Genomic DNA, 23,704 nt, shown 5'->3' on the forward strand with positions numbered 1-23,704 from the left:
TCTCCTCTATATATATGTGTGTTTTGCGTATGGACGTTACTGGGTGAATTCCTGGCCGTCGAGCCACCCAAATACGGCCTTGAATGCGGTCTCGCGGGCGTGGCGCTCGGATAGGAACACGTCGTGCCTTGCGCCGTCGATGACCTGCACGTCAGCGGTGTCGGAAAGGGTTGGCGCCCAGCGCTGAATCTGGTCAACGTCCAGCACCGTGTCTGCAGTGTCGGCAGCGGGGGAGTACTCCTCGCCAAGATAAGAATGCGAAGAGCATAGCGTCAGCGTCGGCACACCAGTGTCAACGTCCCCGGCGTGGATCTGTTCCTGCCCCTTGATCACCGCGCGGATCCAGCCCAGGTACTTGCGGTGCCCGTCAATCGGCTTCCACTGCGTGTTGAATTCCCATTCGCCGTGGAAGTCCCTGTGGATGGACTTGCCGTACGTACCCTCGCCGCGCTGCAGCAGCGGCAGTGACGGGAAGATCGCGCCGAAGAAGTTGAGCAGTGGCTTGAGCGCGGCCACCTGCCACTTCGGGAACTGCATGTCCAGCCAGGGGCTGTTGAGGATCACACCGGCGAGTTTCCCATGCTCCGCAGGCTTTTCGCAGCGCAGGTGATCCGCCCACAGCGGCACGATCAATCCGCCTGTGGAGTGCGCCAGCACCACCACCGAACCGTGCTCCGCGGCGAGGATCTCCAGCGCCTGCGTGAGCTCGGAGAAGTACCGGCTCATGGCGAGGGTGAAGTGGGCGCGCTGATCCTTCCTCAACGCGCGCCCGCAGCGCCGCAAGTCCAGCGCGTAAAACGGGTACCCGTGCCGCGCGAACTCGTCGGCGACGTGGGATTGGAAAAAGTAGTCGGACATGCCGTGCACCCACAGCACCGCGGGCTTTTCGGGGCTTTTGCTTTGCGACGCGCGCACGTCCCGCACCAGCACCGCATCCACGCGAGTCCTGCTATCCGGGTCCTTTCCTTGGGGAAGGACGGCCTGCTCGAATCCGTCGCCGAGCGGGTCAGGTTGCCAATCAAGCTGATGCGCGGTGTCACTCATGCGGCCGATGATACTTTTCTGCGAACGGTTCGGACCTTTGGTCGTCGACAAGCCTTTGCACCTTGGCGGGGAAGGGGACGTAATATGGTCACCACTCCCAAAAGTCGATAAACATCAAAGGATGACTACGCATGTCTGACAACGGTGGTAAGAAGTACGCGGACGAGGTGGACATCCTGCACGTCGGCGCCGGCATCATGAGCGCGACACTGTGCTCGATGCTGCACGAGCTGGAGCCCGACTGGTCCCAGATGATCTTCGAGCGGCTCGACGGTCCTGCCGAGGAATCCTCCTACCCGTTCAACAACGCCGGTACCGGCCACTCTGCACTGTGCGAGCTGAACTACACGCCGGAGAAGAACGGCCGCATTGATGTCTCCAAGGCGATGAACATCAACGAGAAGTTCCAGTTGTCGCGCCAGTTCTGGTCCTACCAGGTGGAAAACGGTGTGCTGACGGATCCGCGCGCCTTCATCAACCCCGTGCCGCACGTGTCCTTCGCACAGGGCGAAGACCAGATCAACTACCTGCGCAAGCGCTACGACAAGCTCTCCGCAAACCACATGTTCCCCAACATGCAGTTCGCGGACGACCGTGAAACCTTCGCGGAGAAGCTGCCGCTGATGTCCCAGGGCCGCGACTTCGACGCCGAGCCGGTGGCCATCTCCTGGACCAACGCGGGCACCGACATCAACTACGGCTCCCTGACCGGACAGTTCCTCGACGCAGCGAAGAGCAACGGCACCGAGATCCGCTACGGCCGCGAAGTGACCAACATCAAGCGTGAGGGCAACTTCTGGAAGGTCACGGTCAAAAACGTCCACACCGGCGACAAGCAGGTCGTGCGCGCCCGCTTCGTCTTCGTCGGCGCCGGCGGCTACGCCCTGGACCTGCTGCGCAAGGCAGGCGTGCCCGAGGTGCACGGCTACGCCGGCTTCCCGATCTCCGGCATGTGGCTCAAGACCGACAACCAGGAACTGGTGCAGCAGCACAAGGCCAAGGTCTACGGCAAGGCTAAGGTCGGCGCCCCGCCGATGTCCGTGCCGCACCTGGACCTGCGCGTGGTCGACGGCAAGGAATCCCTCCTGTTCGGCCCCTACGGCGGCTGGAGCCCGAAGTTCCTCAAGGAAGGCTCCTACCTGGACCTGTTCAAGTCAATCCGTCTGGACAACATCCCGTCCTACCTCGGCGTCGGCGCAACCAACCTTGCACTGGTGAAGTACCTGGTGCAGGAGGTCTTCCGCGACTTCGACGGCAAGGTGGACATGCTGCACGAGTACTACCCGGCAGCTGACGGCAAGGACTGGGAGGTCGTGGTTGCTGGCCAGCGCGTGCAGGTGATCAAGCCGGCCGCGTTCCCGCGCTTCGGCACCCTCGAATTCGGCACCGCCCTGGTGAACGACCAGAACGGCACCATCGCCGGCGTGCTCGGCGCCTCCCCAGGTGCGTCCATCACCCCGGCCGCCATGATCGAGCTTCTGGAGCGCTGCTTCGGCGAGCACATGATCGACTGGGGCGACAAGCTCCACGAAATGTTCCCCACCTACGGCAAGTCCCTCAAGCGCGACGAGGCCGCTTACGACGAGCAGTGGGCGTGGACCCAGAAGACGCTGGGGCTGGACACGGACGAAAACACCCTGTAGCGCTCCCTACGTTCCGCAGAAGGTGACAAAGGGCAGCTGCCCTTCAGGCCGGGCCATCCATTCAGGCCCGGCTTTTTCGTTGTACGGATCGCTCACCGCGGCGAGCAGCTCGTTGTACGGGGCGTAGTCGCCGCGGAGCTCGGCGGCGTCGATAGCCTCCTGCAGCATCTGGTTGCGGGGGATGAAGATAGGGCCGGGCTCACCGTTGATGCCGTGCTCGCGGTTGTAGATGGTGATGTCGGCGGCGGCGTTGAGTCCGTCGTGGTCGCTTCCGATCCACTTCGCCCACGCCTCGTCCCAGGCTGGTTGGACGGTTTTGACGTACTCGTCGACCTTCTCCGCGCCGAGGAGGGGATAGAGCGCCTCCGCCAGCCGCGCCATGTTCCACGCGATGATGTTGGGCTGGTTGCCAAACGCGTAGCGTCCCTGGCGGTCGATGGAGGAGAAGCTCGCGGTGCCGTCGAAACGCTCGGTGAACGCGCACGGCCCGTAGTCGATGGTCTCGCCCGACAGCGCCACGTTGTCGGTGTTTATCACCCCGTGGACGAAGCCCAGGCGCATCCAGTGCGCCACCAGGTCGAACTGGCGCCGGGTGACGGTGCGCAACATCTCCACGGCGTCCGCGAAACCGGCGGCGGCGACGACCTTCTGCGTCAGTTCCTCCGATTGCGTCGCCGCGTACTGCACTGTTCCCACGCGCAGGTGGCTCTTGGCCACGCGCACGACAATGCCGCCGGGGACCGCGCCGTTTTGGCGGATCACGGTGCCGCCGGTGGACAGCACCGCAAGCGAGCGGGTGGTGGGCACGCCGACCGCATGCATGAACGTGGAGACGAGGTGCTCGCGCAGCATCGGCCCGATCGCGCCCACCCCGTCCGTGCCGGGGCGCGAAAACGCGGTCAAGCCGGATCCCTTGAGCTGGATCTCATGCCCGGCGATGTCGCCGAGGAGCAGGGCGCGGCCGTCGCCAAGCAATGGCACGAACTGGCCGAACTGGTGTGCAGCGTACGCCATGGCGTGGCCGCCGTGGGAGCCGGAGAGGAACTTTAGGCCGTCGTCAGACTTGAGCCACGCGACATCGAGCCCGAGCTCTTCCGCAAGCGGCTCATTGAGCGCGACAAGCTGCGGGTTCTCAAACTCCGTGCCGGGCTCTTCGTGAGCGAGCTCCGGCAGAGCCTTTGCGAGCGTGTGGGCGAGCTGGGGGTGATTCATGGCTCCACCCTAAACTGATTGGCTATGACTACCGGCCACATCACACTCGTAGGCGGCGGCCCAGGCGCGTGGGATCTGCTGACTATCCGCGGACTGCGCGCACTCGAGGCTGCCGACGTCATCCTCGCCGACCACCTCGGCCCCTCCGCCGAGTTGGAGAGTTTTTTGGACCTGACCGGCAAGGAGATCGTGGACGTTGCGAAGCTGCCGTACGCGAGGCAGGTCGCGCAGGAGCGGATCAACGAGATGCTCGTGGAGTTCGGGCGCGCCGGAAAGCACGTCGTGCGGCTCAAAGGCGGCGACCCGTACGTGTTCGGCCGCGGCTTCGAGGAACTGCAGGCGTGCGCGGCCGCCGGGCTGGAGTGCTCGGTGGTGCCGGGGGTGACCTCGGCGGTGTCCGTGCCGGCCGCAGCTTCGGTGCCGGTGACCCAGCGCGGGGTCACGCACGCGTTCACGGTGGTCTCCGGGCACCTGCCGCCCGGGCACGAGAAGTCGCTGGTGGACTGGGGTGCGCTGGCCCGTGTCGGTGGGACGATCGTGGTGGTCATGGGCGTGCGCAACGTGCGCGCGATCACGGCGGCGCTGGTGGAGGCCGGGTTGTCCGGGGACACTCCCGCCGCCGTGATCCAGGAGGGCGAGACGGACGCGCAGCGCGTGTACTTCGCCACCGCGGCGACCCTTGCCGACGTGATGGAGGCCGAAGGCGTCGCCGCGCCGGCCGTGTACGTGGTGGGGGAGGTCGCTGGCCTTGCGCACGCTGGATAGCTTGATCTGGGACGTGGCGTTCGGCGCGGCTGATAGGGGTCAGAGGACCGTGCTCATCTGCCACGACCCGACGCTGGACCTGACCCGCGCGGCGGTCGCGACGGGCGCGCCCGTGCTGTTCTGCGACTCGGACTACACGCGCAGCCAGCAGGCACTGGCGCTCGGGGCCGAGGTAGCCGGGGACGTGCGCCTGGACGAGTACCTCGCTGGCGCGTCCGGGTCTGCCGTCGCGGTCGGGGAGATGCCGAAGTCCCTGGCACGGTTGGATTACCTGGCGCGCTCCATCGCGGGCGCTGGCTACGACGACGTGCGCTTCGTACTCGGTGCGAACAACAAACACCTGGCACGCAGCATGAACGCGACGTTGGGGGAGTCCTTCGAGGACATTTCTGCCTCGCGCGGCCGCGGCAAGTTCCGCTGCCTGGTCGCCTCCGGCCCCCGCGAGGTGTCGTATGCGCCAAAGCTTTACGACGGCCTCGTCGCCGTCGGCGGAGTCTTCTCCGGCGCAAAGCCGGATCGGGGCGGGGAGCTGCTTCGCTCCTGCCTGCCTTCCGAGCCCGGCCGCCTGCTCGATCTGGGCTGCGGCAATGGCTCCGTCACCCGTGGCTTGGGCGGCGTGGCCACGGACGCGGACGCCGATGCGGTGCTGTCCGCTCGCGCCATCGGGCTGGAGGCGACGTGGGACGATGCTGGCTCCCGTTTGCCGGACGCGTCCTTCGACACAATCGCTCTGAACCCGCCGTTCCACGACGGCACCACCGTCGACGCCACGTTAGTGCAGCACCTCCTCGACGCTTCCGTGCGTTTGCTCGCCCCCGGCGGGGCGCTGTACCTGGTGCACAACTCGCACCTGCGCTACCGCGGCGAGGTGGAGCGCCGCTTCGCGTCCGTGGAGCAGGTCGCGCGCGATAGGACCTTCACGGTGCTCCGGGCCAGCCTGTAATTGTGGTACCGTTTTGTGGTACCACATCAAGGAGGGGCAAATGTCAATCAGTGCATCGGAAGCTCGCCGGACCTTATATCCGCTCATCGAGCGTGTGAACAACGACCGCGACGCGGTTGAAATTGTATCGCGCAATGGCAATGCCGTGCTTATGGCCGCAGAAGACTATGAGGCATGGGTAGAGACTGCTTACCTGTTTAAATCGCGGGAGAACAGGCGCAGGTTGACTCGGTCCTATGAGGATGCCCTCAACGGCAAGTTCGTTGAGCATGATCTCGATCTGGATGAGTAATGCGCCTCGTTTGGACTGCTGATGCGTGGAGCGACTACCTCTATTGGCAAACCAACGATAGGAAGTTGCTGAAGCGCGTGAATCAGCTTCTCCGCGATACGCTGCGAGATCCTTTCGAAGGGATTGGTAAGCCTGAACCGTTGAAATATGGAGCGGATGGTGCCTGGTCAAGGCGTATTACCCAAGAACATAGGTTGGTTTACATGCTTGCAGATGGTGATCTGGTGATCCTGCAGGTTCGCTATCACTACTAGCCCAGAAGGGCGGGCAGTGCGTTAGCGGCGGTGTCCTCGATGATCACGTCGGCCAGGTGCGATAAGTCCGTGCGCATCGGGGTGACCTCGATGATGGGGATCTCCCGGGCGTGGGCCATCAGCGGTAGACCGGCGGCGGGGTAGACCACCCCGGAGGTGCCCACGATCACCAGCGCGTCGGCGGTGCGCATGCGGCGCTCCGCTTCCTTCCACTCGGCTTCCGGCAGCGCCTCGCCGAACCAGACCACGCCGGGGCGCACCGGGCCTCCGCATTCGGGGCAGGATGGGGGAGTAATTGCTGCCACGGGTTCTTTGGGGAGGTCGATGGGCTGGGCGAAGTTCTCGTCGCAAAGCGTACAGCGAAAGTCGAACAGCGAACCGTGCAGGTGGATGACCTCCTTGCTACCCGCGCGCTCGTGGAGATTGTCGATGTTTTGGGTGGTCACCGTCGTTTTCGGCGACTTGGCGACGGCGACGTGGCCCGCGTTCGGCTCCGCCTGCTGCGCGAGGTGGGCGCGCCAGAGGTACCAGGCGAACATGGTGTCCGGGTCGTCGTGCCACGCGTCGATGGACGCCATGTCCTGCGGATCCACGTTTTCCCACAGGCCGGTCTGCGCGTCGCGGTAAGTGGCGATGCCGCTGTCGGCGCTCATACCGGCGCCGGTGAAGACCTCGATGTGGGAGGCGTCGGCGAGGAGGGCGCGGGCGGTGTCGATGGTGGTAGAGGCTGTCATGAGTGCGACGGTACCGGTGGGGCGGGTGTCAGGGGCGGTGTTAGCCGATCTGGATTTTGGTGGAGCAGTCGATCTTGGCGTAGCGGCGACCGTTTTTGTCCACATTGCCGAGGACGTAGTTGCCACCGTAAGCGCGACAACCGGTGTAGTTGTCCACCACAGGGGCAGACGGCGCAGAATGCTGATTGGGATTGGTTGCATCTGGGGCAGGCGGCGATGGAATTTGGTTTTGTTGGGTTTTCAACTCCTCATTCTTCCGCTTCTCTTCTGCGAGGCGCCGACGCTCCTCGAGTTCTCGTGCCTTGCGCTCAGCCTCAAGGGCGCGAGCACGGGCCGCCGTGTCCTCAAGCTGCTTTGAGGCATTTTCAGCGTGCTGCCCGATCTCATCAAGGAATCGAGCTAGATCTTCCTCGTAGTAGAGCTCGTTCTGACCGACCGTGTTCATTAGGCGGTCCAGCTGACGCTTGATGGTTTTGAGTCGCTTCCGCGTGACAGATATCGATGCTGGGTCATTCAGGTCGGTTTCTGCGAGGGCCCGATCCTCTTGGATGATGCTGTCAATGGCGTCCTGGAGCTCTTGGTCTGCGGTGAAACAACCTGGAGTTGCACCAAAAATTCCCACCCCGGTAGCGCGAGAGCTGGTTTCAGCATCGCGAATCTGTTGGTAGAAGCGGGAGTTTGGTTCGACCAAGATCGCCCTAGCCAACCCCTCGCTAGCCAGTTGTTCATTGACGAACTGTTCTTCCAAGAAGACTCCGGCGAGAGTTCGGCCGTATTTGTCCGTTCGTTCTTGGTCGTACTCGAGATGAACTTTTGTCCCGGGTGGGACGAGTTCCCCCAAGCGCTGTTTAGCGTCTTCTGCAAAACATTCGCTCGGGTTCCCCTCTTGGCCGATTTCCGGGGTGTCGATATTGAGCAGGCGGATCCGAACTGTTTTTCGCTTGATCGATGCGTCCAAGGTGTCGCCGTCGATGATGCGCTCCACTGTTGCGTGGTTTTCCCCGTCAGGGATGAGGTGGACGCCGCCCCAGGCGAGAGCAGCTACACCGAGGATGATTGTTAGCTTCTTCACTCACTCAATATACGACTCGCTGATCTCCTAGCTAATTCGCTGAGGCCGTCCGCGGTCGAGCAGGTACTGGCCCAAGTACGGCTGAGCGAACTCGATGAGGCCCCAGCCGGCGGGGGTGATCAGGTCGCGTTCGATCAGGCGCGCACGAATGTCGGAGAGTGAGGTGGCTGGTCGGCCGAGGGCCTCCGCTAGCGCCGAAGTGGCGATCTCGGTTGAGCCGGTCTCGTCCTCGATCTTGGCCATCGCACGCAGGTACTCCATCTGCCGGGGTGGGAGATCTCTGAGCGCTGGCTGGAGGACTTGCACGCCGAGGCGTTCAAGCGTGCGCGGGATCGCGGCGGACACCGCGTGGGCATCGATGCTGTCTAGCCCGAGCTCGTCCGCGGCCTCCCATGACAAAAAGCCGAGCAGCTGCACGAGGTAGGGGTAGCCCTTGCTGAACTCCGCTGCCCTCTGTGCGTCGTTGAAAGCCCTGCCGCCGTCGCGGGCTGTCTCTGCGAGCGCAACGCTTGCGTCCTCCAGCGTGAGCGGGCCGAGTTCGTAGTGGCGGGCGCGGCGGAGAAACGTCGCGCCGGGCAGATCGAGCAGAGTATTTATCCCGTGGGTCAGACCGGCCATCGCGACGGCGACGGGGAGATCGTCACGAACCAGATCTTGGTACGCCACGGCGACCTGTGTGAGGTCTTCCGGTGAGGCGTCCTGCACCTCATCGATGGTGATGAGCACTCCAGTACCGCGGAGAAGGGAAATGAGCTCCCGGAGCTGAGTGGTCAGCCTCGGCACGGGATCACGCGACTCCACCTCTGTGCGCACCGACCCGATGCCGGCAACGGAAACGCCGGTGATCTGGCGCCGTTGTGGTGGGGACAGCCGGTTGATCGCTTCGGGGATAGCAGAGTTAATGAGCGATTCCGCGATCTGTTCCCGCGCGGATGCGCGGAGCACGATCCAGCCGTGGCGTGCTGCGATATCTTCGAGCTCGGTAAGAAGCACTGTCTTGCCGATACCCCTTGACCCCGAGATGAGTATCGACCGGTCTGGGTTACCGGCGGAACCCGAAATGGCTCTCTCGAAATCGGTCAGCACGGTCGCGCGGCCCGCCCAGACTAGTGGACTTGCGCCGAACGTCGGGCGAAAAGGATTGTTCATGCTGGTCAGCATAGCGCAACCGATAAACCGATAAATTCCACTGGGCCGATAAACCGATAAACCGATAAATTCCGCCTCCGCGACGGTACGACCGAGCTAGACCATAAAAGGCAGCGCCACGCACACCACGAGGGTCAAAGCTATGCCGAGCACCACCCGCCGCAAGTAGCGCTTGCCCGGCGCGTGCGCTGTGTTCACTGCGATCTTGCCCGGGTTCGACGGCAGCACCGCGGCGACCATCGGATCGTTTGGCGCCGAATAGGTGCCCATGCCGCCCTGGTAGCGCAGCTGCTCATTGCGGGCCTGCTCCTCCGCGTCCGGTTCGATCCCGCCCTTTCCGGAGGTCACGCGCATGCCGATCACCACCACATAGATGATGAAGCCGACCCACAGCGCGATCTCCAGCCAGAACGGCAGTTTCACGTCCGGCACCACCATGGAGATGTTCATCACCGCGAACAGTGCGGCCATCGCGAGGACTATTTTGGAGACGACGTCTGCGGAGGCGTCGCAAAGCTTCTCGACGCGCCGGGCCGCCGTCTCCGAAAACGGCAGCGCGCCGTCGGCCGGGACCTCGACGGTGTGCCGGGCAAGCGATCTCGGCGGCAGAAACAGCGGCATCACCGCTGATAGCACGACACCGACGATCATCAGCAGGGTTGTGCTGAGCAGCGTCTTCGGTGCGAAGCCGTCCGCCTCGCCGGTGGGGCCGATGTGCACCGTGACCGGGTCGGGGATCGCGTCCCAGCGCAGCAGGATGTAGGCGAACCCGGCGGCGTAGATCAGCGCGGCAGCAGCGTAGCGACGGTGGTGGGATGGCATGGAGCTCAACCTACACACGCATTGTGAGCAGCGTGCCGTCGACCGCAACGTCGAACCCGGCGGCGGAAGCGATGTCGACGATGTCGTCGGCGCACGTGGCGTCGTGAGGCGCCAGCGCGCGGGCCAGCTCGCCCTTGTACTGCTTGTTGAAGTGGCTCACCACTTTGCCCGTGTCGGCCTGCTCCACCCGCACTGTCAGCGCTCCCGGCACCGGCCCGAGCTGCTGGTAGGCGCCGGAGCGCATGTCCACCACGAACCCCTGTTCGCCAAGCACATCGCTTATCGACGTGCCCCACCACGCCTTCATCGTCTTCCCGCCGAGCTTTGAGCCGCCGGAGACGCGGTAGCGCGGGATCAGGTCGCCCGCGCGCACCAACCCAAACAGCGCCGAGCCCACGGCCAGACGCGACAGTGCGTCCGAAGAGAGCGAAGCAGCGTCAAGTGCGTCGTAGAGCACCCCGGTGTAGCGCTGGATCGCCGGCATCACCGGCGCGGAGCGCAACGTGAGGTTCTCCTCGGCTTCCGCGCGTTTGCCGGCGGGGATTTTCAGCTCGTGCATCAGGGTGTTGACGTCGGTGGCCGAGAGGGCGTCGAGAAGCAAAGTGCGCACCGGATCGAGCGGCGGAAACGACAGCTGCATCTCAGAGTCGGTGCCGCCGGGCGCTTTGGTTTCAGAAGGCGGGAGGACGATCAGCATGCGCAAAACCCTAGCGGTAAACTTCCAAACCATGATTACACGCCTGTCCACGCTGTTCCTGCGCACGCTGCGCGAAGATCCCGCCGATGCCGAAGTGCCCAGCCACAAGCTGCTGGTGCGCGCAGGCTATGTGCGCCGCGCCGCCCCCGGCGTGTACTCCTGGCTGCCGCTGGGCCTGCGTGCGCTGCGCAAGATCGAGGGCGTGGTCCGCGAGGAGATGGACGCTATGGGCGGCCAGGAGCTGCTCTTCCCGGCGCTGCTGCCGCGCGAGCCGTACGAGGCCACCAACCGCTGGGCCGAATACGGCGACGACCTGTTCCGCCTGAAGGACCGCAAGGGCGCGGACATGCTGCTCGGGCCCACTCACGAGGAGATGTTCACCACCGCGGTGAAGGACCTGTACTCCTCCTACAAGGATTTCCCGGTCACGCTGTACCAGATTCAGACGAAGTACCGCGACGAGGCGCGTCCCCGTGCCGGCATCCTGCGCGGGCGCGAGTTTGTGATGAAGGACAGCTACTCCTTCGACATGTCCGATGAGGGCCTGGACCAGTCCTACGCCAACCACCGCGCCGCCTACCAGCGCATCTTCGACCGCGTGGGGCTGCGCTACGAGATCTGCAAGGCCACCTCCGGCGCAATGGGTGGCTCCGCGTCCGAGGAGTTTTTGGCGTACTCCGACAACGGCGAGGACACCTTCGTCGTCTCCACCGCGGGCGATTACGCGGCCAACGTGGAGGCCGTGACCACTGTGGCTCCGGAGCCCCGCGCGTACGACGGCCTGCCGGAGGCGGTCGAGCACGACACCCCGTCCTCCGAAACCATTGCGGCGCTTGTGGAGTGGGCGAAGGGGCAGGGGGTGCTAATCGACGGCCACGCCGCCGAAGCTGCCGACACTCTCAAATGCATGATGGTGAAGGTCAACGACCCGCGCGCGCTGGATGAGGACGGCGAGCCGGTCGGCGAACAGCTCGTCGGCGTGCTCATCCCGGGCGACCGCGAGCTGGACGAGAAGCGCTTGGAGGCCTCGCTTGAGCCGGCCACGTTTGAGCTGGCCAGCGACGAGGACTTTGCCAAGCACGACTTCTTGGTGAAGGGCTATGTCGGCCCGCGCGCGCTGCAGTCCAACGGCGTGCGCGTGCTGGCGGACCCGCGCGTGGTCGACGGCACCAGCTGGATCACCGGCGCGGACGCACCGGGCAAGCACGTGGTGGGCCTGGTTGCGGGCCGCGACTTCACCATCGACGGTTACATCGAGGCCGCCGAGATCAAGGAGGGCGATCCGTCGCCTTCCGGCAACGGCACCGTGGAGCTCGCCCGCGGCATCGAGCTGGGCCACATCTTCCAGCTCGGCCGCAAGTACACCGAGGCCATGGACGTGCAGATCCTGGACGAAAACGGCAAGCGCGCCGTGCCCACCATGGGCTCCTACGGCATCGGCATCTCCCGCATGCTCGCGGTGATCGCCGAGCAGCGCCACGACGACAAGGGCTTGGTCTGGCCCGTGGAGATCGCCCCGTACCAGGTACACGTGGCAGTGGCGAACAAGGATGCCGCAGCACTTGAGGCGGGCGACCGTATCGCCGCCGAGCTGTCCGAGGCGGGCCTCGAGGTGCTTTTCGACGACCGCCCGAAGGTCTCCCCGGGCGTGAAGTTCAAGGACGCCGAGCTTTTGGGCATGCCGTTCATTGTCATCCTCGGCCGCGCGTTCGCCGACGGCATCGTGGAGCTACGCATCCGCGGCGGCGAGACGCTCGAGGTCCCGGCCGACCAGATCGTGGCCAAGGTCCAGGAACTCGTGGCGGAACGTCTGGGATAGTCCGCGGCGGTTTATTCGCGCCCTACGTGCGCTGGGCGTGCGCGGCCAGCCTGATGGCATCCTCGCGCCAAGTAGCTGACTCCGCGTGCGCGGTGGCGTAGCGCCATTGCTTGACCAGGTCGCCCTGCATGGTCTTCACCAACTGGGCGGCCTCTTCCGCGTTCGCCGGTTCGGCGTAGCCCTCAGCGAAGTCGTAGCCGGCGGCCGGGACGAGCGCCTCGTCGGCCGCGCCTTCGACAGGGCCCAGCACGCGGGCGAGCGCCGCGGTGCGCTCGTGGGAGGCCTCGCGCAGCTCGCCGACGCGCTCGCGCAGATCGGAATCGGCGTAGGCGAGTGCGACACCGAGGCCGTAGTACATGGCGTTTTCGCGGGCGAGCAGGTCGCGGGCCGCTTCCGTGTCCGCGGCATCCGAGACAGTTTCGTTGACAGGATCGAGGTCGACGGGGGAAAGCGTGAGCGCGTCGATAGCCTGGGCGACGATGAGGTCCACGGACTCCGCCGGCACCTTTTCGGCGGCGGCGACGGTGTGCTCGAGCAGCGCGTCCGCGTTACCCGTGGCGGGCAGGTCGGTGTCGCCGTAGCTCACGTCGCAGGAGGCGGGGGTGTTGCCGGAAGCGTCCACGCCGCACAGTCTGCGCGCTTCCCCTTTCAGCTCCTCGCTCTGCTTCTTGCGCATCTCGCGCCACTGCTCCCGCGCGGGGTCCCCACCGGACCAGTCGGCGGAGGCCTGCTTCGCCAGCGCCATGATCTCGCCGTTCGCGCGTGGACCCACAACGTCCATCACGGTGCAGCTGGTGAGCAAAAGCGCGGCGGCAGGTAGCAGGAGGAGTTTCTTCACGCGCTGCACGTTACACGCTAGGTTGGTCGGCATGGCTTTTCCCACGAACGAGGCAATCGAGCGCATGGTTGAACCGGTTGCGCGCACCTACGGCATGGACATTGAAAAGATCCGCACGGTCAAGGCGGGCAAGAAGTCGCAGGTGGTCATCGCCCTGGACTCGGACGAGCATCCGACGCTCGACGATCTCGAGGAGGTGTCGAAGGAGCTATCTACGCTTTTCGACGACGCCGAGGAACGCGGCGAAGTCAGCTTCGGCGCCGGCTACACCCTGGAGTTGACCACCCCGGGCGTGGACCTGCCGCTGACCGAGGCGCGGCACTTCCGCCGCAACCGCGGCCGCAAGGTCAAGGTGGGCGGGGAGCAGTGGCGCGTGGGGCCGCTCGACACGAACGAGACTCTGGTGGCACTGGTGCGCGCGACGAAAAAGGGGGAGGAGGTTCGTATTTCGCCGGTTTCTGAATTGTCGGGAGCAGTGGTAGAAATTGAGTTCAATGCCCCGCCGGCGACCGAGTCAGAGCTGGCGGATCGGGCGTTTGAAGAGCTTGAGGCCGCTGCGGCGGAAGGAAAGGAACACAAGTGAATATCGACTTGAACGCGCTGAAGGCGATCGAGGAACAGCAGGGCATCGCCATGGAAGATTTGCTGGCGACTATCGCGAATGCGCTGCTGTTTTCCTACCGCGAGTTCAAGGAGGGGGATGCAGGCGTCAAGGGGGATGACAGCTCCAAAGCGCGCGTCGACATCGACACCGAGACCGGTGATGTGTCCGTCATCGTCAGTGAGCTGGACGCCGAGGGGGAGGTCGTTTCCGAGTACGACGACACTCCGGTGAACTTCTCCCGCATCGGCTCCGTGGCCGTGCGCGACGCCATCAAGGGGCGTCTGCGTCAGGCGGAGGCAGGCCGCGTCTACGACGAGTACTCCGAGTTTGAGGGGCAAGTGGTTTCCGGCATCGTCCAGCGCGACGCGCAGGCGGAGGCCCGCGGTCTGAACATTGTCCAGCTAGGCACCGAGGCAGATCCGCAGGACGGCATCCTGCTGCCGGCGGAGAAGATCCCGGGCGAGAATCTTAAGCACGGCGACCGCATCAAGGCCTACGTCGTGGGCGTGAACAAGGGCGACAAGCGTGTGCAGGTGAACCTGTCGCGCACGCACCCGGAGTTGGTGCGCGGCCTGTTCGCGCTCGAGGTGCCGGAGGTTGCGGACGGCTCCGTGGAGATCGTCGGCATCGCCCGCGAGGCGGGCCACCGCTCCAAGGTGGCGGTGCGCGCCACCGTCAAGGGAGTCAACGCCAAGGGTGCCTGCATTGGCCCGCGCGGCGCCCGCGTCACCAACATCATGTCCGAGCTCGGCGGTGAGAAGATCGACATCATCGACTGGGACGAGGACCCCGCCAAGTACGTCGGCAACTCCCTGGCCCCGTCGAAGGTGGTTTCCGTCGAGGTGCTGGACCTTGAGGCGCAGGCGGCCCGGGTGACCGTGCCGGATTACCAGCTGTCGCTGGCCATCGGCAAGGAAGGGCAGAACGCCCGCCTCGCGGCGCGTCTGACGGGTTGGAAGATCGACATCCGCTCCGACGCAGACGCGGCCGAGTAGTTCACAGAGAAATTACACCGCTGTAACCAGGAAACCCGCTGGAAATATAGATCCAGCGGGTTTTGGCGTACAGTGTTATACGGCTTTTGTGTCCGCACGATCAGGTGCGGCGACGATCATGGCGTGAAAGGAAGGGACGCGGATGGGTGTTGCGCGCAAGCAGCCGATCCGCACCCGAACCTGCATCGCCACCCGCACCGCGCAGCCGGATACCCAGCTGCTGCGGGTTGTCGCCGACCCTGACGTGCCGGGGCGTGTGCTCGCGGACCCGGCCAGGAAACTTCCTGGCCGGGGAGCGTGGATCACGCCCTCGTTGGATGCAGTCGAGCTGGCGGAACAACGCCGTGCCTTCGGGCGGGCGCTCCGTCTGTCCACTGCGGTGGACCTAGGTCATGTACGTACGTACCTTGCGTCGTCGCAAAGCAAATGCGATGAGGTAAACGACCCAGACGAAAAAGGAAAGACTGAACACTGATGAGTACGCAACGATGAAGCAGCATCAGCGATGAATGTCACTGACCACGTCTAGGGGCAGGTAGCCGGAAGGGCACTGCTCCTAGCAACAACGAAGAGGAGATACGTGTCCGGAAAGCTACGCGTTCATGAGTTGGCCAAACAGCTCGGCGTAACAAGTAAGGAACTGCTTGCCACGCTCAAGGAGCAGGGTGAGTTTGTGAAGACGGCGTCGTCGACCATCGAGCCGCCCGTCGTGAAGAAAATGAAGGCGCACTACGCCAAGCAGGCCGGTGGCAACGACGCTGCCGAAGAGAAGAAGAGCGAGGCTGGGCCGAAGAAGCCGCCGCTGAAGAAGCCGGGCCAGAACCGTGCGAAGGCAGCGGCGCTGAAGCCCGCCACCCCGAAGCCTGGCGCGCAGCCGAAGCCGGCGGGCGACAAGCCGGCCCCGGGTGACCCCAAGCCAGGCGCACCGAAGCCTGCGGGTGGCCAGTCCGCGCCGAAGCCGGGTGCACCGAAGCCCGCAGCAGCGAAGCCGGGCGCGCCCAAGCCGGGTGCCCCGAAGCCCGCAGCCGCAAAACCGGGTGCGCCCAAGCCGGGTGCCCCGAAGCCTGCAGCCGCAAAGCCGGGCGCACCGAAGCCGGGCGCGCCGAAGCCGGGCGCAAAGGGTGGCGCTCCGACCCCGGGCGCTATGCCGCGTCCGGTGCCGAAGCCGGGCCGCCCGCGTGTGGCCAACAACCCGTTCTCGTCCAACACCGGTGGCGGACAGCGTCCGCCGCGTCCGGGTGGAGGACGTCCGGGCGGCGGCCGTTCCGGCTCGGGCCAGGGTGGCCCGCGCCCCGGTGGCGCTCGCCAGGGCGGCGGCAAGCGTCCGTCCCCGGCGGATATGCCTGCAGGTCCGTCCCCGACACAGATGCCGTCGAAGGCGGCCGCCCCGGGCGGTCGCGGTCGTGGCGGCGGCCGTGGTCGTGGCGGTGGGCCGGGTGGTCCCCGTTTCGGTGGTCCGGGCGGCGGATTCCGCGGTCGCGGTGGCCGTCGTGGCGGTACCGCCGGTGCATTCGGACGTCCGGGTGGTGCGCCCGGCAAGCGCCGTAAGTCCAAAGGTCAGAAGAGGGCTGAATACGAGGAGATGCACAAGCCGAACGTCATCGGTGGCGTTCGTCTCCCCGACGGCGGCGGCAAGACCGTCCGCCTGCGCCAAGGCGCGACCCTGTCTGACCTGGCGGAGAAGATCAACACCGAGGCGTCGTCGCTGGTTCAGGCGCTGTTCAACCTCGGTGAAATGGTGACGGCAACGCAGTCCGTGTCCGAGGACACGCTGCAGCTGCTCGGCGCCGAGATCAACTACGAGGTGCAGATCGTCTCGCCTGAGGACGAGGACCGCGAGCTGCTCGAGTCCTTCGACCTGCAGTTCGGCGAGGACGAAGGCGGCGAAGAGGCACTTGAGCACCGCCCGCCAGTGGTTTCCGTCATGGGCCACGTCGACCACGGTAAGACCCGCCTTCTGGATTCGATCCGCAAGGCAAACGTGGGTCGCGGCGAGGCCGGCGGCATTACGCAGGGCATCGGCGCGTACCAGACCGAGGTCACCCTCGAGGACCGGCCGCGCAAGATCACGTTCCTGGATACCCCGGGCCACGAGGCGTTTACCGCCATGCGTGCCCGCGGCGCCAAGTCCACCGACTTGGCCATCCTGGTTGTGGCGGCGGACGACGGCGTGATGCCGCAGACCGTCGAGGCGATCAACCACGCCAAGGCGGCGGAGCTGCCGATCGTGGTTGCGGTGAACAAGGTGGATAAGCCGGAGGCTCAGCCGGACAAGATCCGCGGCCAGCTCACCGAGTACGGCCTGGTGCCGGAAGAGTACGGCGGCGACACGATGTTCATCGACATCTCGGCGAAGCAGGGCACCGGCATCGACGACTTGCTCGAGGCTGTGCTGCTCACCGCGGACGCGGCGCTCGAGCTGACGGCGAACCCGGACATGGACGCCCAGGGCGTGGCCATCGAGTCCCACCTGGACCGCGGCCGCGGCCCGGTTTCCACCGTGATCGTGCAGCGCGGCACCCTGCGTGTCGGCGACTCCATCGTCGTCGGCGGCAACTTCGGCCGCGTGCGCCGCATGGTCGACGAGTGGGGCAACGACGTGGAGGAGGCGGGCCCGTCCCGTCCGGTCCAGGTCCAGGGCCTCAACGGTGTCCCCGGCCCGGGCGACAACCTGCTCGTGGTCGACGACGATCGCGTGGCCCGCCAGATTGCTGCGCAGCGTGATGCTCGTCAGCGCGCTGCGATGCAGGCGCGTCGTAAGAAGCGCGTGTCCCTGGAGAACCTGGATCAGGCGCTCAAGGAGCGCAGCCAGCTCAACCTCATCCTCAAGGGCGACAATGCCGGTTCGGTGGAAGCCCTCGAGGAGGCGCTGCTCAAGATCGAGGTCGACGACGAGGTGCAGGTCAACATCATCGACCGCGGTGTCGGTGCTGTGACCCAGACCAACGTCACCCTCGCGGCGGCGTCGGACGCGATCATCATCGGCTTCAACGTCCGCGCCGACGGCAAGGCCACCGAGGAGGCCAACGCCGAGGGCGTGGAGATCCGTTACTACTCGGTGATCTACCAGGCCATCGAGGACGTCGAGAGCGCGCTCAAGGGCATGCTCAAGCCGATCTACGAGGAGCGCGATCTGGGCGAGGCGGAGATCCGCCAGATCTTCAAGGCCTCCGCCGTCGGCCTCATTGCCGGCTGCATGGTCACCGAAGGCAAGGTCAAGCGCGGCGCGAAGCTGCGCCTGATCCGCGACGGCAACGTCATCACCCCGGACGCGACCATCGAGTCGCTGCGCCGTGAGAAGGACGACGCCAACGAGGTTGCCAAGGGCTACGAGTGCGGCATGGTGCTGTCCTACCCGGATATTCAGACGGGCGACATCATCCAGACCTACGAGATGGTCGAGGTGCCGCGCGACTAGCACTGCAGCGCCGTCACCGTCGTAAAGCAATTGCTTATCGACGCCAACCCCCGCTCCGCGCGAACCTGCGCAGGGCGGGGGTTACACTATTGAAAGTTTCGGACAAAGGAGTTGAGCATGGCTGACAACCCTCGCGCACAGCGCCTGGCAAAGCAGATTCAAACGATCGTCGCATCCGCCATCGAGCGGGAAGTGAAGGATCCACGCTTGGAGCTGGTCACCGTCACCGACACCCGCGTCACCGGCGACCTGCACGACGCAACCATCTACTACACGGTGCGCGGCCGCAACATCGACGACGAGCCGGATTACGACCAGGCCGCCGAGGCGCTGCACCGCGCCCGCGGCCAGATCCGCAAGATCGTGGGCGATCAGCTCAGCGTGCGCTTCACTCCGACCATTTCCTTCGAGCGCGACACTGTGCCGGAGTCCTCCGCGCACATGGAGGAGTTGCTCAGCCGGGCCCGCGCCCGAGACGAGGAACTGGCAAAGCTGCGCGCGAACGCGAAGCCGGCGGGCGAGAGTGACCCCTACAAGCGCACAGGTGACGATGTCTAGGCAGGCACCGGTATACCTCCCGGAGGCGGCGGCGCAGTTCGAGGCCGCCGCCTCCCGTGTGCGCGCGGCAGAGAAGATTTTGGTGGTTGCGCACATCAAGCCGGACGCGGACGCGATCGGCTCCGCCTGCGCGCTGGCGTTCGGCCTGGAGAAACTGGGGAAGGACGTGGAGGTCTACATCGGCCAGCCTCTCCCGCACTCGGCGAACATGCGCACCATCCCGGGCGTGGACCGTATCCAGTACGGAGCGCCGCTGCCTGACGACGGCCTCGTGGTCACCGTGGACTGCGCGTCCGCGGACCGCACCGGCTCGCTCATGCCGGCGATTATGGAGGACCCCTCGCGGGTCATCGTGATCGACCACCACAACACCAACCCCGGCTTCGGCGGGATGAACCTGATTGTGGAGAGCGAATCCACCACGGTGATGGTCCGCGAGCTGCTGGGCCGCCTCGACGTCGAGCTGGACCCGGACATTGCTTACGGCCTCTACGCCGGTTTGGTCACGGATACGGGGAGCTTCCGCTGGGGCACACCGCGTATGCACGCCTTCGCCGCTGAGCTCATGGAGTACGGGTTGGACACCCGTCAGATCGCGCTCGACCTGATGGACACGATGGGGCCCGTGGATTTGCAGCTGATGGGCGAGGTGCTGGCGAACACCCATATTGTGCCCACGAAGGGCCTGTCCGTGGCCGTGCTGACGATCCCGGTCGGCATCCACTCGCGCATGAGCCAGACGGCGGTTGAGTCGATTATCGATTACTCCCGTTCGCTGGAAGGCACGGATGTCGGCGTGGTGCTCAAGGAGCAGGCGAAGAAACAATGGGCTATGTCGCTGCGCTCGGTTGTGGTGGATGTCTCCGCCGTGGCGAAACAGCTGGGCGGCGGCGGCCACTGGGCAGCCGCCGGATATTCCGCCACCGGCAGCCGCAACGAGGTGATCCGCAAGCTTCTCGACGCGTTCCCGGAGCCGCAAGCAACTGATGACTAACTGGCAACCAGCAAAGCAACGTTCCATGGGCCGCGAGATCCTGATGCTCGCCCTGCCAGCGCTCGGCGTCTTAGCCGCCAACCCGCTCTACCTGCTGCTCGACACTGCAGTGGTGGGCAGGCTCGGCACCGCGCAGCTGGCCGCACTTGCGGCCGGCGCGGCGATCCAGTCCACGGTGACCACCCAGCTGACGTTTTTGTCCTACGGCACCACTGCGCGCAGCTCGCGCTTTTTCGGCGCCGGCCAACGAGACAAAGCAGTGGCGGAGGGGGTGCAGGCCACGTGGGTGGCGCTAGGCGTCGGCACGCTGCTGGCGATTATTGTCGGGCTGTTCGCGCAACCCCTCGCCGAGGCGCTCGCCAACGACTATGAGACCAGCGTGCGGGCCGCCCAGTGGATGCGCGTGTCGGTTTTCGCCGTGCCGTTAACGCTTGCGATCATGGCCGGCAACGGCTGGATGCGCGGCGTGCAAAACACGAAGCTGCCGTTTTACCTGACGCTATGCGGGCTGATCCCGGGAGCGATCCTGCTGCCGATTTTGGTGGGGCGTTACGGCCTGGTCGGTTCCGCGATTGCCAACGTGATCGGCATGGGGATCACCGCCGTGCTGTTCGTGGTGGTGCTGGCGCGCGAAAACGCCAGGTACGACGGGAGCTGGGCGCCGCGCTGGAGCGTGATCAAACGCCAACTCGTGCTGGGCCGGGACCTGATCTTGCGCTCGCTGTCATTCCAGGTCTCGCTCCTGGCTGCCGCGGCGGTCGCGGGCCGGATCGGAGTGGTGGCGCTGGCGGCGCACCAGTTGATGCTGCAGCTGTGGAACTTCCTCACCCTCGTGCTGGACTCGTTGGCGATCGCGGCGCAAACGCTCACCGGCTCCGCGCTGGGGCGCGGGGGCGCGCAGCAGGCCCGCGCCGTGGGGCTGCAGGCTCTGAAGTACTCCATGATCTTCGCGGTGGCGCTGTCCGCCGTGTTCGCAATATTCGCGGTGCCGATCCAGAGTATCTTTACGGCGGACCCGGAGGTCGTGCATACGCTGCGGGTGCCCTGGTTACTGCTTATCGGCATGATCCTGGTCGGCGGGGCTGTCTTCGCCCTCGACGGCGTGCTGCTTGGTGCCGCTGACGCCGCGTTCCTGCGCAACCTCACACTGTTTTCGCTGCTGGCGGTGGCGCTGCCGATCATCCTGGCCGCCGGGGTGTTTGGCTGGGGCCTCACCGGCATCTGGGTCGGGCAACTCGCTCAGGTAACCACGCGATTAGTTGGCGTGGTGTGGAGGTTCCGCTCAATGCGGTGGGCCGTGTCTGGCGTAGATGGTAAGAAAGAGGAATGACCACCACGCTCTGGGCCGTCAGCGACCTGCACGCGGCGGTGAAGCGCAACGGCCCGAAGATCGACGCAATCCAGCCGGCCGACCCGTCGGACTGGCTCATCGTGGCGGGCGACGTCGCCGAGCGCCCTGAGCTGATCATCCAAGTGATGGAAAGTTTGGCCAAACGCTTCGACACCGTGGTGTGGGTGCCGGGCAACCACGAGCTGTTCTGCCGCTCGGCGGACAGGCACCGGGGCCGTGAGAAATACACGATGCTGGTGCAGGCCATGCGAGCGATCGGCGTGATCACTCCCGAGGACCGCTACCCGGTTTTCGGCGGGGTGACCATCTGCCCGCTGTTTACCCTCTACGATTATTCGTTCCGCGCCCGCAACCTCACCGTGGAAGAGGCGCTCGCTGCCGCGCACGAGAACAACGTGGTGATGACCGACGAGGTCGCCATTGCCCCCTTCGTGGACATCCGCGCCTGGTGCTGGGACCGGCTGGCGTACACCACCAAGCGGCTCTCCCGCATCAACGGCCCCACAATCCTGATCAACCACTGGCCGCTGGTGCAGGAGCCGGTGCAGCGCATGCAGTGGTCCGACATCGCCCTGTGGTGCGGCACCCGGCACACGCGAACCTGGGCCCAGCGCTACAACGCGAAGGCCGTCGTGTACGGTCACCTGCACATGCCGGGGGTGACAACTGTCGACGGAATAGAGCACATCGAAGCGTCTCTCGGCTATCCGCGCGAATGGGAGCAACACCCGTCTGCGCAGCCGTTCCCGTACCCGGTCATGGAGGTTGAGCAGTGATGCAAGACGTTGCGCTGTTCCCTCCCGAAGCACGCTGCGTGTTTTACCTCACCGACGACGCGACCGACACCGTCGACCTGACCCGCTACGAGGACCTACACCCCGACGAGCGTAACGAGGTCAGCGCCGCCGTGGACGTGCGCAAAGGCGAGTTCGGCGACGCCCGCTGGTGCGCGCACCAGGCGCTGCGTGAACTCGGCATGGAATCAGCCGGGGCCATCCTGCGAGGGGAAAGGGGCATGCCGCTGTGGCCCGAGGGGTTCACCGGCTCCCTCACGCATACCGACGGGCTCCGCGCGGCCGTGGCCGCCTCCACCCGCCACGTGCACTCCATGGGCCTGGACGCGGAGCCGGCAGAGCCGCTTCCGGACGGGGTGCTGCGCTCCATCGCCAGCGAAACCGAGATAGCGATGGTGCAAAGACTGCAGGCGGACGGCTACACCTGGGCGGATCGGCTGCTGTTTTGTGCCAAGGAAGCCACCTACAAGTGCTGGTATCCGATGACCAGGCGCTGGTTGGACTTCGACGAAGCCGAAATCGAGCTGCGCACCGACGGGTCCTTCACCTCCCAGCTGCTGGCGCGGCCCGCCCCAGTGCCGCTGTTCGAGGGCCGCTGGATCGAGCGCTGCAACTACGTGGTCACCGCCACCTACGTGCGGTAGCGCCCGTGTACAGGATCGAGGGCTGACACCTCCTCCGCAAACCCTGGGATCTAGACCCAGGGATCTGCCGAATTTTGCGCGAACCCAGGCTCTCGATCCCAGGGTTTGTGCACCGAGGGCAGGGCAGGGCGGGGCAGGACAGGGCAGCGAACGCGGGCCCCTACAGCGTCGAGGGGCGTGCGACGAACACCGTGGCCAGTCGCTTGCCCTTCTCCTTCACAAGCGCCACCGCGCGCCCATCCGGCCCCACCGCCGCGTGGACGCCCTTGAGCCCGCGCGGCTCCAGCCACTTGCCCATGGCCAGGGCGTCGTACTCGTCTGCCGTCACGTTGAGGACCGGCCACACGCGAATCAAGGCGTCGTCCAGGCTCAGGGACAGCTCGGCGGAGTTCTCGAGCTGCTCCAGGGTGCGTGCATCGGTGAGGGAGAATGCGCCGACACGGGAGCGTCGTAAGGCAATCAAATGCCCCCCGACACCTAAGGCCGCACCCAGGTCACGCCCCAGCGAGCGGATGTAGGTGCCGGAAGAGCAGTGCACGCGCGCATCGACGTCCACGAACTCGCCGTCGCGGCGGATCTCGCCGAGGTCGAAGGAGTGGATGGTCACCTCGCGCGCGGGGATGTCCACCTTCTCGCCGGCGCGCACGAGCTCATGCGCGCGCCGCCCGTCGATCTTGATCGCGGACACCTTCGACGGCACCTGCATGATCGTGCCGGTCAGCTTGGCCACCTCAGCGCGGATCGCCTCATCTGTGACTCCGGAAGCGCCATGCGTATCGACGGTTTCGCCTTCGGCATCATCCGTTGTCGTCGACGCGCCCAGGCGGATGGTGGTTTCGTACACCTTGTCCTCGGCCACGAGATGGGCCAGAAGCTTCGTGCCGCGCTCGATGCCCGCCACCAGCACACCGGTTGCCATGGGGTCGAGCGTGCCCGCGTGGCCGACTTTGCGGGTGCCGAAGTAGCGGCGCAGGCGTGCGACAACGTCGTGGCTGGTCATGCCGGCGGGCTTGTCCACGACGACGATTCCGGAAGTGGCGAGGGGATCGTTCATGTCTCGCG

24 protein-coding genes and 2 pseudogenes are annotated in these 23,704 nt (G+C 65.6%); 16 read left to right on the forward strand and 10 right to left on the reverse strand.

Translation table 11 applies throughout. From position 1 onward, the window contains the following. Window positions 1–36 precede the first annotated feature (36 nt). Window positions 37–1,044 (reverse strand): alpha/beta hydrolase, encoded by a 1,008-nt coding sequence (locus tag NUW87_RS00265; protein WP_269026776.1) that lies wholly within the window; start codon window positions 1,042–1,044, stop codon window positions 37–39. A gap of 131 nt (window positions 1,045–1,175) precedes the next feature. Between NUW87_RS00265 and mqo the strand changes: the two genes are divergently transcribed. After that, on the forward strand, window positions 1,176–2,687 hold the full coding sequence (gene mqo, locus NUW87_RS00270) for a malate dehydrogenase (quinone) (RefSeq protein ID WP_269026777.1): 1,512 nt from the start codon (window positions 1,176–1,178) through the stop codon (window positions 2,685–2,687). Window positions 2,688–2,693: 6 nt separating this feature from the next. Here mqo and NUW87_RS00275 read toward each other — a convergent pair whose 3' ends face one another. After that, a complete protein-coding gene (locus NUW87_RS00275) occupies window positions 2,694–3,899 on the reverse strand; it encodes a protein adenylyltransferase SelO family protein (RefSeq protein ID WP_269026778.1) in 1,206 nt (401 codons plus the stop codon). A gap of 24 nt (window positions 3,900–3,923) precedes the next feature. On the opposite strand from NUW87_RS00275, the gene cobA reads away from it, so the two are divergent. From cobA to NUW87_RS00295, 4 genes are read left to right on the forward strand one after another with little or no spacing between them, the layout of a single operon-like run. Further along, complete coding sequence (cobA, locus tag NUW87_RS00280; RefSeq protein ID WP_239217146.1) at window positions 3,924–4,664, forward strand: uroporphyrinogen-III C-methyltransferase; 741 nt, start codon at window positions 3,924–3,926, stop codon at window positions 4,662–4,664. Beyond that, on the forward strand, window positions 4,648–5,607 hold the full coding sequence (locus tag NUW87_RS00285; RefSeq protein ID WP_239217145.1) for a class I SAM-dependent methyltransferase: 960 nt from the start codon (window positions 4,648–4,650) through the stop codon (window positions 5,605–5,607). The genes cobA and NUW87_RS00285 overlap by 17 nt, the downstream gene beginning before the upstream one ends. Window positions 5,608–5,647: 40 nt before the next feature. Beyond that, window positions 5,648–5,899 carry a type II toxin-antitoxin system Phd/YefM family antitoxin gene (locus NUW87_RS00290; RefSeq protein ID WP_239217144.1) on the forward strand — a complete coding sequence of 84 codons (252 nt, stop codon included), beginning with the start codon at window positions 5,648–5,650 and terminating at the stop codon, window positions 5,897–5,899. Further along, entirely contained in the window at window positions 5,899–6,153 is a 255-nt protein-coding gene (locus tag NUW87_RS00295; protein ID WP_239217143.1) for a Txe/YoeB family addiction module toxin, read from the forward strand. The genes NUW87_RS00290 and NUW87_RS00295 overlap by 1 nt, the downstream gene beginning before the upstream one ends. On the opposite strand, the gene NUW87_RS00300 is transcribed toward NUW87_RS00295, so the two are convergent. The 5 genes from NUW87_RS00300 to NUW87_RS00320 all read right to left on the reverse strand — a co-directional run bounded on the left by NUW87_RS00300 (window position 6,150) and on the right by NUW87_RS00320 (window position 10,627). Further along, window positions 6,150–6,887: an NAD-dependent deacylase gene (locus NUW87_RS00300; protein WP_269026779.1), complete on the reverse strand. Its 738-nt coding sequence runs from the start codon at window positions 6,885–6,887 to the stop codon at window positions 6,150–6,152. The genes NUW87_RS00295 and NUW87_RS00300 overlap by 4 nt on opposite strands. 40 nt (window positions 6,888–6,927) lie before the next feature. Beyond that, window positions 6,928–7,959 (reverse strand): thermonuclease family protein, encoded by a 1,032-nt coding sequence (locus tag NUW87_RS00305; RefSeq protein WP_269026780.1) that lies wholly within the window; start codon window positions 7,957–7,959, stop codon window positions 6,928–6,930. Window positions 7,960–7,986: 27 nt separating this feature from the next. Further along, window positions 7,987–9,108, reverse strand: a complete 1,122-nt coding sequence (locus NUW87_RS00310; protein WP_269026781.1) for an ATP-binding protein — start codon at window positions 9,106–9,108, stop codon at window positions 7,987–7,989. Between the two features lie 96 nt (window positions 9,109–9,204). Further along, complete coding sequence (locus NUW87_RS00315) at window positions 9,205–9,930, reverse strand: DUF1648 domain-containing protein (RefSeq protein ID WP_269026782.1); 726 nt, start codon at window positions 9,928–9,930, stop codon at window positions 9,205–9,207. Window positions 9,931–9,940: 10 nt separating this feature from the next. Next, on the reverse strand, window positions 9,941–10,627 hold the full coding sequence (locus tag NUW87_RS00320) for a YaaA family protein (RefSeq protein ID WP_269026783.1): 687 nt from the start codon (window positions 10,625–10,627) through the stop codon (window positions 9,941–9,943). A 31-nt stretch (window positions 10,628–10,658) separates the two neighbouring features. Here NUW87_RS00320 and NUW87_RS00325 point away from each other — a divergent pair, with 31 nt between their 5' ends. Then, a complete protein-coding gene (locus NUW87_RS00325) occupies window positions 10,659–12,446 on the forward strand; it encodes a proline--tRNA ligase (protein WP_269026784.1) in 1,788 nt (595 codons plus the stop codon). 22 nt (window positions 12,447–12,468) lie between these two features. Here the strand turns inward: NUW87_RS00325 and NUW87_RS00330 are convergent, their stop codons facing one another. Beyond that, window positions 12,469–13,284 carry a hypothetical protein gene (locus NUW87_RS00330; RefSeq protein ID WP_269026785.1) on the reverse strand — a complete coding sequence of 272 codons (816 nt, stop codon included), beginning with the start codon at window positions 13,282–13,284 and terminating at the stop codon, window positions 12,469–12,471. Window positions 13,285–13,315: 31 nt separating this feature from the next. Between NUW87_RS00330 and rimP the strand changes: the two genes are divergently transcribed. The 4 genes and pseudogenes from rimP to NUW87_RS11815 all read left to right on the forward strand — a co-directional run. Then, window positions 13,316–13,867 (forward strand): ribosome maturation factor RimP, encoded by a 552-nt coding sequence (gene rimP, locus NUW87_RS00335; protein WP_239217136.1) that lies wholly within the window; start codon window positions 13,316–13,318, stop codon window positions 13,865–13,867. Beyond that, entirely contained in the window at window positions 13,864–14,883 is a 1,020-nt protein-coding gene (gene nusA / locus NUW87_RS00340; protein WP_269026786.1) for a transcription termination factor NusA, read from the forward strand. The genes rimP and nusA overlap by 4 nt, the downstream gene beginning before the upstream one ends. A gap of 142 nt (window positions 14,884–15,025) precedes the next feature. After that, on the forward strand, window positions 15,026–15,358 hold the full coding sequence (locus tag NUW87_RS00345) for a YlxR family protein (RefSeq protein WP_239217134.1): 333 nt from the start codon (window positions 15,026–15,028) through the stop codon (window positions 15,356–15,358). 105 nt (window positions 15,359–15,463) lie between these two features. Continuing rightward, window positions 15,464–15,556 (forward strand): annotated as a pseudogene (locus NUW87_RS11815) (translation initiation factor IF-2 N-terminal domain-containing protein); the annotation flags it as partial. A 384-nt stretch (window positions 15,557–15,940) separates the two neighbouring features. Here NUW87_RS11815 and NUW87_RS11820 read toward each other — a convergent pair. After that, window positions 15,941–16,249, reverse strand: a pseudogene (locus tag NUW87_RS11820) (hypothetical protein); the annotation flags it as partial. On the opposite strand from NUW87_RS11820, the gene infB reads away from it, so the two are divergent. From infB to NUW87_RS00375, 6 genes are all read left to right on the forward strand, one after another. Next, window positions 16,250–18,301 (forward strand): translation initiation factor IF-2, encoded by a 2,052-nt coding sequence (gene infB, locus NUW87_RS00350; RefSeq protein WP_369127937.1) that lies wholly within the window; start codon window positions 16,250–16,252, stop codon window positions 18,299–18,301. Between the two features lie 117 nt (window positions 18,302–18,418). After that, window positions 18,419–18,859, forward strand: coding sequence for a 30S ribosome-binding factor RbfA (gene rbfA / locus NUW87_RS00355; RefSeq protein ID WP_269026788.1), 441 nt, complete (start codon window positions 18,419–18,421; stop codon window positions 18,857–18,859). Continuing rightward, entirely contained in the window at window positions 18,852–19,853 is a 1,002-nt protein-coding gene (locus NUW87_RS00360; protein ID WP_269026789.1) for a DHH family phosphoesterase, read from the forward strand. Before rbfA ends, NUW87_RS00360 begins: the two co-directional genes overlap by 8 nt. Next, window positions 19,846–21,183, forward strand: coding sequence for an MATE family efflux transporter (locus NUW87_RS00365; protein ID WP_269026790.1), 1,338 nt, complete (start codon window positions 19,846–19,848; stop codon window positions 21,181–21,183). The genes NUW87_RS00360 and NUW87_RS00365 overlap by 8 nt, the downstream gene beginning before the upstream one ends. Beyond that, on the forward strand, window positions 21,180–21,980 hold the full coding sequence (locus NUW87_RS00370; protein ID WP_269026791.1) for a metallophosphoesterase family protein: 801 nt from the start codon (window positions 21,180–21,182) through the stop codon (window positions 21,978–21,980). Before NUW87_RS00365 ends, NUW87_RS00370 begins: the two co-directional genes overlap by 4 nt. After that, window positions 21,980–22,642 carry a 4'-phosphopantetheinyl transferase family protein gene (locus tag NUW87_RS00375; protein WP_269027012.1) on the forward strand — a complete coding sequence of 221 codons (663 nt, stop codon included), beginning with the start codon at window positions 21,980–21,982 and terminating at the stop codon, window positions 22,640–22,642. The genes NUW87_RS00370 and NUW87_RS00375 overlap by 1 nt, the downstream gene beginning before the upstream one ends. Before the next feature lie 160 nt (window positions 22,643–22,802). Here the strand turns inward: NUW87_RS00375 and truB are convergent, their stop codons facing one another. After that, the gene (gene truB / locus NUW87_RS00380; RefSeq protein ID WP_269026792.1) at window positions 22,803–23,696 is read right to left on the reverse strand and encodes a tRNA pseudouridine(55) synthase TruB; all 894 of its coding nucleotides are present in this window, start codon (window positions 23,694–23,696) and stop codon (window positions 22,803–22,805) included. Between the last annotated feature and the right edge of the window lie 8 nt (window positions 23,697–23,704).

This window comes from Corynebacterium pilbarense, assembly GCF_026930265.1.
GTDB classification, from domain to species: Bacteria; Actinomycetota; Actinomycetes; order Mycobacteriales; family Mycobacteriaceae; genus Corynebacterium; species Corynebacterium pilbarense.

Excerpts from the sequence above, each read along its gene's own strand:
- NUW87_RS00315 (WP_269026782.1), bottom strand. The coding sequence starts at position 9,930 with ATGCCATCCCACCACCGTCGCTACGCTGCTGCCGCGCTGATCTACGCC.
- NUW87_RS00375 (WP_269027012.1), top strand. The coding sequence starts at position 21,980 with ATGCAAGACGTTGCGCTGTTCCCTCCCGAAGCACGCTGCGTGTTTTAC.
- NUW87_RS00275 (WP_269026778.1), bottom strand. The coding sequence starts at position 3,899 with ATGAATCACCCCCAGCTCGCCCACACGCTCGCAAAGGCTCTGCCGGAG.
- NUW87_RS00290 (WP_239217144.1), top strand. The coding sequence starts at position 5,648 with ATGTCAATCAGTGCATCGGAAGCTCGCCGGACCTTATATCCGCTCATC.
- NUW87_RS00360 (WP_269026789.1), top strand. The coding sequence starts at position 18,852 with ATGTCTAGGCAGGCACCGGTATACCTCCCGGAGGCGGCGGCGCAGTTC.
- infB (WP_369127937.1), top strand. The coding sequence starts at position 16,250 with ATGCCGTCGAAGGCGGCCGCCCCGGGCGGTCGCGGTCGTGGCGGCGGC.
- NUW87_RS00265 (WP_269026776.1), bottom strand. The coding sequence starts at position 1,044 with ATGAGTGACACCGCGCATCAGCTTGATTGGCAACCTGACCCGCTCGGC.
- NUW87_RS00300 (WP_269026779.1), bottom strand. The coding sequence starts at position 6,887 with ATGACAGCCTCTACCACCATCGACACCGCCCGCGCCCTCCTCGCCGAC.
- NUW87_RS00310 (WP_269026781.1), bottom strand. The coding sequence starts at position 9,108 with ATGAACAATCCTTTTCGCCCGACGTTCGGCGCAAGTCCACTAGTCTGG.
- NUW87_RS00320 (WP_269026783.1), bottom strand. The coding sequence starts at position 10,627 with ATGCTGATCGTCCTCCCGCCTTCTGAAACCAAAGCGCCCGGCGGCACC.
- NUW87_RS00325 (WP_269026784.1), top strand. The coding sequence starts at position 10,659 with ATGATTACACGCCTGTCCACGCTGTTCCTGCGCACGCTGCGCGAAGAT.
- truB (WP_269026792.1), bottom strand. The coding sequence starts at position 23,696 with ATGAACGATCCCCTCGCCACTTCCGGAATCGTCGTCGTGGACAAGCCC.
- rbfA (WP_269026788.1), top strand. The coding sequence starts at position 18,419 with ATGGCTGACAACCCTCGCGCACAGCGCCTGGCAAAGCAGATTCAAACG.
- mqo (WP_269026777.1), top strand. The coding sequence starts at position 1,176 with ATGTCTGACAACGGTGGTAAGAAGTACGCGGACGAGGTGGACATCCTG.
- rimP (WP_239217136.1), top strand. The coding sequence starts at position 13,316 with ATGGCTTTTCCCACGAACGAGGCAATCGAGCGCATGGTTGAACCGGTT.
- NUW87_RS00345 (WP_239217134.1), top strand. The coding sequence starts at position 15,026 with ATGGGTGTTGCGCGCAAGCAGCCGATCCGCACCCGAACCTGCATCGCC.
- cobA (WP_239217146.1), top strand. The coding sequence starts at position 3,924 with ATGACTACCGGCCACATCACACTCGTAGGCGGCGGCCCAGGCGCGTGG.
- NUW87_RS00365 (WP_269026790.1), top strand. The coding sequence starts at position 19,846 with ATGACTAACTGGCAACCAGCAAAGCAACGTTCCATGGGCCGCGAGATC.
- NUW87_RS00370 (WP_269026791.1), top strand. The coding sequence starts at position 21,180 with ATGACCACCACGCTCTGGGCCGTCAGCGACCTGCACGCGGCGGTGAAG.
- NUW87_RS00295 (WP_239217143.1), top strand. The coding sequence starts at position 5,899 with ATGCGCCTCGTTTGGACTGCTGATGCGTGGAGCGACTACCTCTATTGG.